The 12,463-nt window shown below is 39.9% G+C and carries 11 protein-coding genes; 4 read left to right on the top strand and 7 right to left on the bottom strand.

Features of this window, described 5'->3' with window-relative positions:
* Nucleotides 1-38 precede the first annotated feature (38 nt).
* The 5 genes from RGQ13_RS06135 to RGQ13_RS06115 all read right to left on the bottom strand — a co-directional run bounded on the left by RGQ13_RS06135 (nucleotide 39) and on the right by RGQ13_RS06115 (nucleotide 6,125).
* The gene (locus RGQ13_RS06135; RefSeq protein WP_348392679.1) at nucleotides 39-3,116 is read right to left on the bottom strand and encodes a TonB-dependent receptor plug domain-containing protein; all 3,078 of its coding nucleotides are present in this window, start codon (nucleotides 3,114-3,116) and stop codon (nucleotides 39-41) included.
* A gap of 409 nt (nucleotides 3,117-3,525) precedes the next feature.
* The gene (locus RGQ13_RS06130) at nucleotides 3,526-3,975 is read right to left on the bottom strand and encodes a hotdog family protein (protein ID WP_348392678.1); all 450 of its coding nucleotides are present in this window, start codon (nucleotides 3,973-3,975) and stop codon (nucleotides 3,526-3,528) included.
* Complete coding sequence (locus tag RGQ13_RS06125; RefSeq protein WP_348392677.1) at nucleotides 3,975-4,538, bottom strand: FAS1-like dehydratase domain-containing protein; 564 nt, start codon at nucleotides 4,536-4,538, stop codon at nucleotides 3,975-3,977. Before RGQ13_RS06125 ends, RGQ13_RS06130 begins: the two co-directional genes overlap by 1 nt.
* 3 nt (nucleotides 4,539-4,541) lie before the next feature.
* Nucleotides 4,542-4,955: a Zn-ribbon domain-containing OB-fold protein gene (locus RGQ13_RS06120; RefSeq protein ID WP_348392676.1), complete on the bottom strand. Its 414-nt coding sequence runs from the start codon at nucleotides 4,953-4,955 to the stop codon at nucleotides 4,542-4,544.
* A 3-nt stretch (nucleotides 4,956-4,958) separates the two neighbouring features.
* Nucleotides 4,959-6,125 carry a thiolase family protein gene (locus tag RGQ13_RS06115; protein WP_348392675.1) on the bottom strand — a complete coding sequence of 389 codons (1,167 nt, stop codon included), beginning with the start codon at nucleotides 6,123-6,125 and terminating at the stop codon, nucleotides 4,959-4,961.
* 503 nt (nucleotides 6,126-6,628) lie between these two features.
* On the opposite strand from RGQ13_RS06115, the gene RGQ13_RS06110 reads away from it, so the two are divergent.
* The 4 genes from RGQ13_RS06110 to RGQ13_RS06095 all read left to right on the top strand — a co-directional run bounded on the left by RGQ13_RS06110 (nucleotide 6,629) and on the right by RGQ13_RS06095 (nucleotide 10,566).
* Nucleotides 6,629-7,327 (top strand): CoA transferase subunit A, encoded by a 699-nt coding sequence (locus RGQ13_RS06110; RefSeq protein ID WP_348392674.1) that lies wholly within the window; start codon nucleotides 6,629-6,631, stop codon nucleotides 7,325-7,327.
* Nucleotides 7,328-7,341: 14 nt separating this feature from the next.
* Nucleotides 7,342-7,998, top strand: a complete 657-nt coding sequence (locus RGQ13_RS06105) for a 3-oxoacid CoA-transferase subunit B (RefSeq protein ID WP_348392673.1) — start codon at nucleotides 7,342-7,344, stop codon at nucleotides 7,996-7,998.
* A gap of 131 nt (nucleotides 7,999-8,129) precedes the next feature.
* Nucleotides 8,130-9,314, top strand: coding sequence for an acetyl-CoA C-acyltransferase family protein (locus RGQ13_RS06100; protein ID WP_348392672.1), 1,185 nt, complete (start codon nucleotides 8,130-8,132; stop codon nucleotides 9,312-9,314).
* A gap of 262 nt (nucleotides 9,315-9,576) precedes the next feature.
* Nucleotides 9,577-10,566 carry a pentapeptide repeat-containing protein gene (locus RGQ13_RS06095; protein WP_348392671.1) on the top strand — a complete coding sequence of 330 codons (990 nt, stop codon included), beginning with the start codon at nucleotides 9,577-9,579 and terminating at the stop codon, nucleotides 10,564-10,566.
* 119 nt (nucleotides 10,567-10,685) lie between these two features.
* On the opposite strand, the gene RGQ13_RS06090 is transcribed toward RGQ13_RS06095, so the two are convergent.
* Together RGQ13_RS06090 and RGQ13_RS06085 are read right to left on the bottom strand one after the other, a co-directional pair.
* The gene (locus tag RGQ13_RS06090; RefSeq protein WP_348392670.1) at nucleotides 10,686-11,786 is read right to left on the bottom strand and encodes a phospholipase A; all 1,101 of its coding nucleotides are present in this window, start codon (nucleotides 11,784-11,786) and stop codon (nucleotides 10,686-10,688) included.
* A 299-nt stretch (nucleotides 11,787-12,085) separates the two neighbouring features.
* The gene (locus RGQ13_RS06085) at nucleotides 12,086-12,262 is read right to left on the bottom strand and encodes a hypothetical protein (RefSeq protein WP_348392669.1); all 177 of its coding nucleotides are present in this window, start codon (nucleotides 12,260-12,262) and stop codon (nucleotides 12,086-12,088) included.
* Between the last annotated feature and the right edge of the window lie 201 nt (nucleotides 12,263-12,463).

Below are 12,463 nucleotides of genomic sequence, written 5' to 3'. Positions count from 1 at the left end.
TCAATATTTATCTATATAACTAAGCGTATATAAGCCGATTAAAAATGATGATTTACGTTCAAGTAAAACTCTCTTCCCAGGGCCGATCCGGAATAATTATAAATGTCATACCACGGCCACTCTGTGGCCATAAATGAGTCATCATCAGGAGAGTTGGCATCAAATACGTTTTTAACCGTTAGTGAAACATTGGTATCGCCTTCATTCATGCGATAAGCAAGTACTAGGTTTGCGGTTACATATGGATCTAAACGTTTTTGCGATTGCTTAGCTTCACCAACGCTGCGAGCATCTTCACCTTGGTAATAACCGTCGGTAACTAAGTACTCTCTGTCGTCAGTAATTTCATAATTAAGCGGGTCACCATATTTATCGAAGAAAATAATGTCGCCGTTGTCATCTTTTTTCAGTTGAATTCGGTGCGGCGCCAAACCACTCATATAACGACCCGATAACGTTGCTGAAAAGCTTTCGTAGATATACGTCATTGATGCGGTGATAACATCTTGTGGCTCTCGGTTATTGATGTTGTCACTAAAACCAAATGGCATTTCGTCATCGCCTTCAATTGCGTCATATTCGGTGGTTAAAATACCGGTATGATTAGCCGAAAGATTTAACGCGCCCCAAGAGTTTAATTGCCAGAAATAATCAACACTGGTATCAATACCGGTTTGACGATAAGACGCTAGGTTGAAAGCGGTCGTATTAACCGTTTCTAAACCACCTTGAGAAAAAATATCATCCGGGTTTTGGATCGGTTCACGTATGACCAAACCAGGCTTTTCATCGGTGCCACTTACCACGTCACAACCAAAAATTGGCGCAGAATCTGACGTGCCGTAACGACAATGGAAATCTTCCAATAGAATTGAAGAAATATTACCGCGCTGTACCTGGTTTCTAATTTCTACATCGTAATAATCAAAGCTTAAGGTAAGCTCTGCCATTGGCGAGTATACAAAGCCTAAACCAATTGACGTTCCTTCTTCGTTTTTCAAGTCTTTGTTGGGTAATTGCTCAGCATTAAACTGCGTTCCCATACAAGCACTGTAGTATTTTTCATCTTGAATGAACTCGTGCGGGGTAATTGAGCCGGCAAAGCTATTTTCATAACAGGACACATAATCGGTACCATAAGAAAATGCTCGAGAACGAGTAAAGATTGCTTGCATATCTGGTGCTTTAAATGAACGTGAATAACTCGCTCTGAACAACCATTCATCGTTTGGTCTAAATTCAACATTGTAAGCTGGAGTAAAATCGCCAGAATTTGCCGTTGAGCCGTTATCGTATTGATCGTAACGCAGTGCCATACCAACACTTATACTGTCCGCAACCGGAAATTTAGTTTCTATGCCGGTAGATGAGCGAGAACGTTCGCCAAAACCACCAAAACCAGCCAGTCCCCACCAGCCTTCTCCTTCAGGCTCAGTCATTAAATCATCTGGTACGTATTCAAAGGTTTCATTTACGTATTCAGCAACAAATGCATATTGAGCAGGACCCGCTGGCATTTCAAATAAATCACCATTTAGCACTGCACTTATCGTTTGCGCTTCGGTTTTATTGTTTGATGTTGTTGTACCAACTAAACGGCGTACTTCGTCAGTACTTAATGGGTCGTAAATATTGTGAGTACCTGTGCCGTCATACACTTTGACGCCAAGCTGATCTTTAATGTACTCACCAAAAAACATTTCTTCGGTTTCTTGATATCTTAATGCGCGTTGGTCATTTTCAAGTTCATAACGAGAGTCGGTAAAGTACACTTCCCAGGCATGTTCGCCAATGAAACCTTTCGCGCCAAGAGTAATACTTAACGATTGCTCATCAAAATGATAACCGGTATCGCCTATTTCCTCTGAAGGTAATATACGACCCATCGTGTACCAATCAGGCATCACTAAAAATTGGCCATCCGGCCCTTTTACTTTTAACTGGTTTTCGCCGGTTTCTAGCTCTATTGTGCCACCATTTACGGCAATATAACCGTGGTCGGTTGTTGATGTGTTTTGCGTGTATAACAAATCCATGAAGCCGGTAATATCATCGCCTAAGTCATAATTACCGGATGCCATAAATGAAAATTTCTCAGACTCTGGTCGCAACGTTCTATACTGTGCGCTATCAAAGCCACAATAGTTACCCCAAGAGCCACCTGTTTGCCCAGCAGCAATTGCTTCTGGTAATTGCTTGCGGTCTTCATAACTTGTCCAAGGCAAATCGTTGCAACCATTTTCACCAGGATCTAAGTAAGTAGGCTCACCAGTTGGATTTAATAAGTAATCATAAGCTGCCCAGTTATCGATAAGTACTGCACCACGAGCCATAACAGGATCGCCAAAGGGAAAGTCATATGCAGAATCAATATCATCTATGTCTCCACCTTTAATGAATTCTACATCCTGATATTCAGCAACAAGGGTTAAATTGCCTTTATCGAAATCAATACCGTGGGTAAGCTGTATTCGAGTTGTACCTTTACCATGTTCTTCACCCGTACCATAGGTGAGAGCTACGTCGGTGCCATCTAGATCTTTTTTCAAAATAACGTTAATCACACCAGATACCGCATCAGAGCCATATATGGCAGACGCACCAGTAGTTAGAATTTCTACACGTTCAATTGCAGCGGCAGGAATAGTACCTATATTTACAACAGATGAGTTTGATTGATAAGCCGCAGGGTAATTAGCTAAACGGCGACCATTAATAAGTGTTAGCGTATATTGCGGACCAAAACCTCGTAAATTCACAACATTAGCATTTGGGGTAAAACCACTTGCGCCAACTTCAGCAGTATCTACTGTACCTGTGTTTTGAGATAAATCTTGCAAGGCATCAAATAGCGTTAACTGGCCTTTTTTAAGCATGTCATCGCTAGTAATAACAGTAACTGGACTGGGCCCTTCAAATGACGTTTGACTAATACGAGAGCCAGTTACTTGAAATACTTCTATTTCTTCGTCATCACTTTCTTCTTGCTGAGATTGCTCTTGTTTAACTTCTACATTTTCATCTTGAAAAGCATAAGCGCTCATTGGCATTGCCAATGCAGATACGAATAAAGAGTATCGTATGCTTTGCGTTAGGGTATTCATTGGTACATTCATATCGACTACCTGAACTGATATTGATTATTTTTAGTTATATTTGCCGATTGCATAAAAATAAAATTCGGCGAATTTTTATATCATGTAGAGATGTTTACTAGACGTGAAAAATTGTTAACTAGAGAGTTAATAGTGAAAAAAAATGGTGATAGTTATACGGTATTGTTTAAAGCACATGGTGAAGCAAGGAGGGTCCGTTCAACAACATACAGGAATGACGTGGTACTTTTTCTAAATAAGTGAGCACCGAGAATTTAGAAACAATAAACCATGTCATCTCCCACGAGCGGAGCGAGATGAGATACCTCCTAAAGCATATAGAGGCTTAAAGAGGTGCTCGCTATAACCGAAAGGAGGTTCCGTTCAACAGCACAACGGAATGACGTGGTTAATTGTTTCTGAGTTTTATTTACTTCGGCAAAATAACTTTAACTTGTGAAGTCGCGCTGACTTTACCTGAGTTATCTACCCAAACATCAAGGATAACGGTATCTTCGTTAATGATGATTTCACTGACTTTGCCATGAAACGCTAACTTGTCACCAGTACAGTTAAAAGAAAGCATTCTAAGTGGCCCAATTTTGCGAATGAAGGTTTTTAACCCGCCCCACTCAAGTGCTAAACGCTCAATCATGCCATACAAGAAAAACGTATTAGCATACGCATCGTTTGCGCCTGTAGCTTTTGCCATAGAAGCATCATGATGTATTAATGATAAGTCGCGATTTGCTGCGGCCTCCATCACCAAACGCTGCAAAGTAATATCAATATAAATTGGTGATAATTCTTCACCAACGGTGATATCTTGCATTGTTTTTTGCAAAGACCAGTCAATTGTTTGATTAGTATTGTCAGTCATTAACTATCTCCTTTGCTAACGGGATTAAAGCGGAAGATATCTAAAATGCCAATAGCAACAATTTCATCATTTTGATTTCGGTAGGTATCCTTTTGCTTAAAGAACGCACCTTTACCTACGCGAAGTTCTTTTTCAACTAAGGAAACTAGCTCATGAGTAATCGTCACTTCATCACCATGGTATAACGGCTTAAAGAACTCCATTTCCATTGATGTGGCAAAGCTTAATGAAAATGGTGCTGGTACTTCAAAAATCACCGGGATTGGTATTTGAATTGGCTCATCGCCATGTTCAAAACGTTTATCACCTGCTTGCCAATGCGTAGGTTGGCCATAAGTGATAGCCATAGTGCTTGGCGCAATTTTACCGTCATAGCCTGCATCAATTGCCACTTGCTCATCAGTATATAATGGACATGCAAATTCTTTTGGCTCTAACCAACGGCGTACACTTGAAGCATCCACAGCATCAGCACCTTGGGAAACGCCTACAACCTTACCTACGTAAGATAGTGTTTGTTCCCAAGTACCTTGCATGCCCCAGCTTGGTTTATCTGAGGCCATCAGTTATTCCTCAATCAAGTGAAATAACGGCAGTTTAAAATCGCCATTGGCTTTAACAAATTCAACTTCAACACGGTCGCCAATTTTAGCGCTTTCTGCGCCAACGCCAACAACGTTACTTGCCATACGAATACCTTCATCTAAATCAATGTATGCAACGTGTATAGGTAATTCTTTAGTAAATTCTGACGTTGTACCTAGGTATGTAGTAGTAATTGAATAAATCGTACCTGTACCTTTAGCTTCAACCCAGCCTAAATCTTTTGACCAACACTCAGGACAAATTCTACGTGGGTAGAAAATATTGGTATCACAGCTATTACAATGTTGCACAAGTAACTTATCTTGTTGTACCGCATCCCAAAAAGGCTTACTTTCAGGGCTTATTGCTGGTAATGGTCTTTTCATATCGCTCATTGTCTATTTCCCCCAAATTGTTGCTAACGTGTTCATGCCTGAACCACCTGACGTTACCATCATCACTTTTTCAGCGCCTTCAACCTGGTTTTCACCAGCTTCGCCACGTAATTGACGGGCTACTTGACAATAAAATGCCATCGAAACACCTGAGCCGGTATGACCACGTCCGGTTGCATCACCGATAGTCGTACATGGCGTTTTACCACCAAGTTTAGTGTGTCCTGCAGCATGATAACGAGCACCTTCACCAGGTTCACAAATACCGTTTGCTTCTAGGTAACTCGCTTGCGTAAATGGGTATGCACCATAGATTTCATGAATATCAATATCTTCAACAGATAAGTTCGCTTGCGCCAATGCTTCACCACAAGATTTACGGTACCCTTCACGCCAAAAGATATCTTCACGAACGATTGGTGTTCCACCTAAAAAGTCAGAGCCATGGCCTAATTTCCAAACTGGGTTCTTACAATGCTTTTTAGCATATTCTTCTGAGGCGATAACTAAACAACCACCACCATCAGCAAGCATGTTACATTCAACTGACTTCAACGGAGTTGAGATCATGCGAGCGCCCATAACGTCTTCTGTAGATTTAGGTTTATTGTGGAATAAAGAATACGGGTCACGAGCTCCCCAATCGCGTAATGCGTGAGTAATTGATGCAACTTCTTCTTCTGTAGAATTAGTTTCATGCATATAACGTTGTGTAATTAACGCCATAGCACCATTGAATGTCATACCAAATGGGAATTCCCATTCTTGATGCATTGGCGCTTTCGCAAAGAATGTAATCAAGTCTTCCGCTGGTATATCTGATTGCACCGTAATATGAGGAACTAAAACCACTTCACACATACCTGATGTGATCCACTGCTCAGCCATGCGCACACAGTTAGTAGTGGATGCTCCGCCGGCATTACATATAACGTTATCTTTTACGTTTTTAAAACCAAAATGCTCTGGTAAAAGACCAAAAGCAGTTTGTGAAATTAGATCTGGTTGTGCCTGTGGCGCAACATTAATGAAGCCTTGAACATCATCTTTATCGATACCGGCATTTTTTACGGCACCTATGATTACTTCTTCAGCGATATCCCAACGCGTACGCTCAGGATTAATTTGTGTCGGTACTTCGTGGTAACCGATAATTGCAATTTTGCCCATAGTTTTCTCTTTCAATTAGAATGACTTTTCGGGAGCTGTGCAAACAATGAAACTTCTTTTTTAAAGAGCCATTGCTTTGCAAGCATATTTATTATTTACTCAGAAGCCGAAAAACACATAATGAGTCACACTCAACAAAACACTAGCATTATGCTTTAAGGATTTCAACATTGTTTTAGCTTGACCGGTTCGTATTTTACTGAGATGAACTTATTTGCACAAAATGAAGAGTTGTTAAAGTGATATTTCACTATTTTAATTATGATTTGCTAGGCCTTTACCTATACTACTAAAGGGGAATAACTCGTGCTAACCCAGTAAAAATGTAGTCTGTGCTGAAAGTGTCCATGTTTAATTCCAAATCATTGTATATAAAAATTGAGATTTGATTGAGTTCAGCTCACTTTTTGTTAAAGTAGGTGCAATTAAAAATTAGTGTAAACACTTTAAAAACGAATTAATAAAGCTTGATAAACATGTTCAGGCAATAACTAGGAGCTGAAATGGCTGGTTTTAATAAAGTAGTAAATTCTTACGAAGAGGCAATGGCTGGCCTTGAAGATAACATGACTGTTATCGCAGGTGGTTTTGGTTTATGTGGTATTCCAGAAAACCTAATCGCAGAAATCAAGCGCAAAGGCACAACAGGTTTAACGGTTGTTTCAAACAACTGTGGTACCCATGATCAAGGTCTTGGTATGTTACTTGTTGATAGGCAGATCAAAAAAATGGTTGCCTCATACGTTGGTGAGAATGATATTTTTGAAGCTCAGATGATGAGCGGCGAGTTAGAAGTAGAATTAACTCCACAAGGGACTTTAGCTGAAAAAATGCGTGCAGGCGGAGCTGGTATTCCTGCATTCTTTACTGCAACAGGCGTTGGTACACCAGTTGCCGAAGGTAAAGAAGAGCGTAACATTAACGGCCGAGATTATATTTTAGAAGAGTCTATTACTGGTGAATTTGCCATAGTTAAAGCTTGGAAAGCCGATACGTTTGGTAATCTAGTATTTCGTAAAACAGCTCGTAACTTCAATCCATTAGCTGCAACAGCCGGTAAAATTACAGTAGTAGAAGTTGAAGAAATTGTAGAGCCAGGTGAATTAGATCCAGATCACATTCACGTACCGGGTATTTATGTAAACCGCCTTATTAAAGGTACCTTTAAGAAAGTTATCGAACAACGCACTGTGCGTTCATAATTGGAGAATTAAAAATGGCTTTATCTCGTGAACAATTAGCACAACGTGTTGCACAAGAATTACAAGATGGTTACTACGTGAACCTTGGTATAGGTATCCCTACTTTGGTTGCAAACTACGTTCCTGACAATATGGAAGTAATGCTGCAATCAGAAAATGGTTTATTGGGTATGGGTCCTTTCCCTACCGAAGATGAAATAGATGCTGATTTAATTAATGCAGGTAAACAAACCGTGACTATGGCTACAGGCGCATCATTATTTGATAGCGCAGAATCATTTGCGATGATCCGCGGTGGCCATGTTGACTTAACCGTACTTGGCGCTTTTGAAGTTGATGTAAATGGTAACATTGCCTCTTACATGATCCCTGGCAAGCTTATTAAAGGCATGGGCGGCGCAATGGATTTAGTTGCTGGTGCAGATAACATTATAGTGACCATGACTCACGCATCTAAGCATGGTGTTTCAAAGTTACTGTCTAACTGTACTTTGCCACTTACCGGTAGAGGCTGTATTAAAAAAGTATTAACCGACTTAGCTTTTATTGAAATTAAAGACAGTAAGTTCCACCTACTTGAGCGTGCGCCAGGTGTTAGTGTTGAAGAAATAGTTAAATTAACTGAAGGTGAATTAGTGATCCCAGATCATGTGCCTGAAATGCAATTTTAAATAATTGTTTGTTTTAAAAGTATTCATTATCCCTGCTCTAGCAGGGATTTTTGCCTAAAATGATACGAAGTTATACTTAAATAGCGTCTATCATGATGGCATAAGCGAAATAAAAATTAATAGGAAAGAAAATGAGTAAACGTGAAGTAGTTTTTTTAAGTGGTGTGCGTAGTGCTATTGCTGACTTTGGTGGTTCGTTAAAAAATATTGCACCAACAGATCTTGCAGGCCAAATGGTTAGCGAGGCAGTTAAACGTTCTGGTGTTAACAGCGATGACGTGGGGCATTGTGTTATTGGTAATGTTACTCATTCAGATCGTCGCGACATGTACATGAGCCGCGTTGCAGCGCTTAAAGGTGGTTTACCAGAGTCTACTCCTGCATTAACGGTTAACCGTTTGTGCGGTTCAGGTTTACAAGCAGTAATTTCAGCTGCGCAATTAGTTTTATTAGACGATTGTGATGTAGCAGTTGCCGGTGGCGCCGAGTCTATGTCTCGTGTTCCTTACTGGTCACCATCTACTCGTTTTGGTAGCAAAATGGGCGACGCACAATTAGTAGATCCTATGGTTGGTGCTTTAACTTGTCCAATTGGTGATACACATATGGGCATTACTGCTGAGAACGTTGCCGAGCAATGGAATGTTAGCCGTGAAGATCAAGATGAAGCCGCTGCTGAATCTCATCGTCGTGCGCAAAAAGCTATTGAAGAAAATCGTTTTGACTCTCAAATTGTTCCGGTTGAACTTAAATCACGTAAAGGTGTTGTATCGTATACCACCGATGAGCATGTTCGTTATGATTGTACATCAGCAGATATGGCCAAACTTCGCCCGGTATTTAAAAAAGACGGGACAGTAACAGCGGGTAACGCTTCAGGTATTAACGATGCTGCTGCTGCGCTTGTTATGGCTGATAGTGAGTTTGCTGCAGCAAATGGTTTAAAACCACTTGCTAAGCTGGTTGGTTATGCGTTTGCCGGTGTTGCACCCGAAGTAATGGGTATTGGTCCAGTTCCTGCGGTAAACAAACTGTTAGAGAAAACTGGTATTAACAAAAACGATATCGACGTTTGGGAAATTAACGAAGCGTTTGCTGCGCAAGCACTAGCAGTTTGTCGTGATTTAGAACTAGATATGGATAAAGTTAACCCTAACGGATCTGGTATTTCACTTGGTCACCCTATTGGCGCAACAGGTGCGTTAATAACAGTTAAAGCAATTCATGAGCTGGAACGTATTCAAGGTAAATATGCTGTGATCACTATGTGTATTGGTGGTGGTCAAGGTATTGCTGCGTTGATTGAGCGAGTATAATCGAGGCTCACTGTGACTGTAGGAGGTCCCGACCTGCGTCGGGATGACGTGGTGTAAGTTAATTTGCATCGTGTATACGAACGTAATTTCGAAAAAATATGACGTCATTCCGGAAGAGCGTAGCGATATCCGGGACCTCCTGCTGGTTATAACGAGCGCTAATAAACGCGCTCATTTTATTAGCTCCAACTACAAATTCGCAAACTCTTACTTTCCCTCCTACAATAAAAGTCTAACTAAATAAGACTTTTAATAATAACAAATGACCGATTCAGCACACTCACACCTTTGTCGTTATTCTGACGAACAAGGTTTTACTTGCGACCAAGAGTCTAATGATTCAGGTTGGTGCTATTGGCATGATTCTAAAATTATCAAGGACCACCCTACCGACAAAGAAAAACTGCAAGAATATGCTCGCAATGGTGGAATGCTGCGTGGTATTAGCTTAAAACACGCAAACTTATCTGGTATCGACTTAGTCAACCATCATCATAAACAGGGTTTTGATTTGAGCCATGCCGATTTTTATCGCGCAGATTTATCCAATGCCCATATGTTTAATACCAATCTTGAATACGCCAGCCTAATGAAAGCAGACTTAACCGAGGCAAATTTGCATAATGCCAACCTAAAACATTGCAATTTGCTAGGGATAAAGTGGCAAAGTACTAAAATTAAAAATATTGAAATTGGTGATGAGTTAACCCAGGAAATTCAAGCCAGAAAAGCGCAAGGTGCCTATGACTTAGTGCTCGCTTTAGACTTATTTGAACAATCTGAAGAAATATACCGAGACTTGCGTAAACATGCTGAACGCGCAGGTATGTTTAAGCTCTCTGGCCGATTTATTCAAAAAGAGTTGACCATGCGCCGCTATCAAATGAAGAAGCCCTCTTTTGCCCGTTTAATATCTAAAATGGTCGACTTATTTTGTGGTTATGGTGAAGAGCCGCTGAAAGTAGTTAACTTCTCTATCGCACTGATTTTGTTTTGCGCAATATTATACTTCTTCACTGGTATTAACTTTGAAGGCCAACAATATTACTTCGATACCAGCTTGCCTTTTACTACAAACCTGAACCACTTTTTCTCATGCGTGTATTATTCAGTGGTAACTTTCACTACGCTCGGATATGGAGACATAACCCCTATTGGAGTATCTCGGCTTATTGCCGCAACAGAAGCATTTACCGGAAGTTTTACAATTGCATTGTTCGTGGTGGTATTTGTTAAGAAGATGACGCGATAAATTTTCTTTAGGTACGAATACGTAGCTTGCTACTTCGAATGCGCTCTGCTTCGAATACGTTTCACTTCGATAACTACTTCGTAATTCGGAGTGTAACGTATTCGAGATTCGTGCCTGAGTTAAAGAATGTTTGTAAGCGCGATTCCCACACCAATTCGGTTTTGCTTATGGTTGTAATCTATTAACGACTCGCCATAACCAGTAAACCCTTGTACATAGCCTCTTAACTTACCCCACAACGGGAACGTCATACCAACTTCAGCACCACCTTTATGTGTCGCAAAGTTTTCACGAACACCAAGGCTGAACTCTAAATTGTTATACTTATAAACAGCGCCTAAGCTGAAATACCCCATATATTCATTAATATCAGGGTTATCATCACCGTCTGGATCTAAACTGCCATCTTCCATAACTTCTTTGTCGTCTTCAGGCAAACGATACCAAGGCTTGAATGACAGAGCAAAATTGCCTTTCTCCCATAATAGATCTAAATATACGCGGTTCCAACTGCGAGAAATAGACGTTGAACGACCATTGGACTGATGTTCAAGACCTACCATAAAGCCAGTATTTCCATCAAACGGTTTCCAGTCTAAACCAGTCAAATAAAACACTTCTGGTTGGTAATTGGTTTCACGAAATGGCTTCGATATTCCTTCAGAATATAACTGCCACCATGATTGGATTGTTATACCAAAATATAATGAATCTCCTTCTCTAAAAAGATCGCCATAATTTAACGGTACTTTAATACTTAATTGATATTTAGCTTCATAATCTTCAATATTTTCGGCCCAACCAGAATCTGGTGCTTGTGCCGCATAAGTTTTACGGTTCATACTGTCTGAGATTGATACTGGCAGGATATAATTCATTTTATGCGGGGTGATCACATAAGGGTCAAACTTGGTTTCACTCTCACTTATGAATCGTTTTGAAATAGCCCCCTTTGTCGAATTATCTTTAGGGCCGTTAATTTCAACTTCACATTCTTTGCGAAGTTTTGAAACAAGCTCTTGACCACCAGCCTTGTTTAACTTGTCAATCAAACAAGCCAGAGTTTTAGGGTCTTGTGCTGCTTGCTCAACCGTTTGTGGGGCTGTTTCTTCTTGTTTTACTAATTGCTCAACATTATCTTCTGCTTGCACAGATAAAAATGGCAACATAGGTAAACAAAGGAGTGACGTTCTTAAAGAAATGCGTTTTAAACCATTCATGTTTTACTACTCAGTGCGCATCCATCGCTGATTATTAAGTATTAATAATAAGAACTAAGGATAATTTATTGTTATTAATACAAACTTTAGCAATTTAGTAATAACAATTAAATACAAATTTGTAAAAAACATTAACACTTTACGAGAAAAAGCGGCGATTTAATGGTTGTTTGTAGGTAAAAATAACAAAGAGGGGAACAAAAAAAGCACCTGATTAGGTATTCTTTAGCTGAGCTTTAGGTAATCCCCCAGGATAAAACCCTAAACTCAGCTACTCCAATGTAATGGTTAAATAGGACTTAAACGACAATAGATGATTCAATGCTAGGACGATAAAGGTCGGCCAGTAAGGTTACGCCAGGTCTATAAATGTCAGCGAGAACGTTAAACCCAGGTCGATAAATATCAGCATTTTCTTGAAATACTGCACCTAGCATACAAGCTAAAGCTAAAATTGTGCTAATAATTATTTTCATATCACACCTTCCATTTCAAATTGCTATAAGAAACCATAAGCTCTAAAATAACTTAGATTAAATGGATCAGTTAGCACCTTACAGTGTTAACAGACAAAGCTATAATATGTAATAAAGTGTTAAAGTGCGTAATCAATACAATCAAAAATATGGTGCTAAAAGCCACAAAACCGCTCAATTAACGAACAGTTAACAGCTACA

The organism is Thalassotalea psychrophila, assembly GCF_031583595.1.
GTDB classification, from domain to species: Bacteria; Pseudomonadota; Gammaproteobacteria; order Enterobacterales; family Alteromonadaceae; genus Thalassotalea_A; species Thalassotalea_A psychrophila.
The sequence above is the reverse complement of the archived record's forward strand: the minus strand, read 5'-3'. Positions and strand labels throughout refer to the sequence as shown.

Bases quoted from the DNA above. Each gene is read 5' to 3' on its own strand.
- RGQ13_RS06095 (WP_348392671.1), top strand. From the start codon at position 9,577: ATGACCGATTCAGCACACTCACACCTTTGTCGTTATTCTGACGAACAA.
- RGQ13_RS06115 (WP_348392675.1), bottom strand. From the start codon at position 6,125: ATGGGCAAAATTGCAATTATCGGTTACCACGAAGTACCGACACAAATT.
- RGQ13_RS06130 (WP_348392678.1), bottom strand. From the start codon at position 3,975: ATGACTGACAATACTAATCAAACAATTGACTGGTCTTTGCAAAAAACA.
- RGQ13_RS06100 (WP_348392672.1), top strand. From the start codon at position 8,130: ATGAGTAAACGTGAAGTAGTTTTTTTAAGTGGTGTGCGTAGTGCTATT.
- RGQ13_RS06085 (WP_348392669.1), bottom strand. From the start codon at position 12,262: ATGAAAATAATTATTAGCACAATTTTAGCTTTAGCTTGTATGCTAGGT.
- RGQ13_RS06125 (WP_348392677.1), bottom strand. From the start codon at position 4,538: ATGGCCTCAGATAAACCAAGCTGGGGCATGCAAGGTACTTGGGAACAA.
- RGQ13_RS06110 (WP_348392674.1), top strand. From the start codon at position 6,629: ATGGCTGGTTTTAATAAAGTAGTAAATTCTTACGAAGAGGCAATGGCT.
- RGQ13_RS06120 (WP_348392676.1), bottom strand. From the start codon at position 4,955: ATGAGCGATATGAAAAGACCATTACCAGCAATAAGCCCTGAAAGTAAG.
- RGQ13_RS06090 (WP_348392670.1), bottom strand. From the start codon at position 11,786: ATGAATGGTTTAAAACGCATTTCTTTAAGAACGTCACTCCTTTGTTTA.
- RGQ13_RS06135 (WP_348392679.1), bottom strand. From the start codon at position 3,116: ATGAATGTACCAATGAATACCCTAACGCAAAGCATACGATACTCTTTA.
- RGQ13_RS06105 (WP_348392673.1), top strand. From the start codon at position 7,342: ATGGCTTTATCTCGTGAACAATTAGCACAACGTGTTGCACAAGAATTA.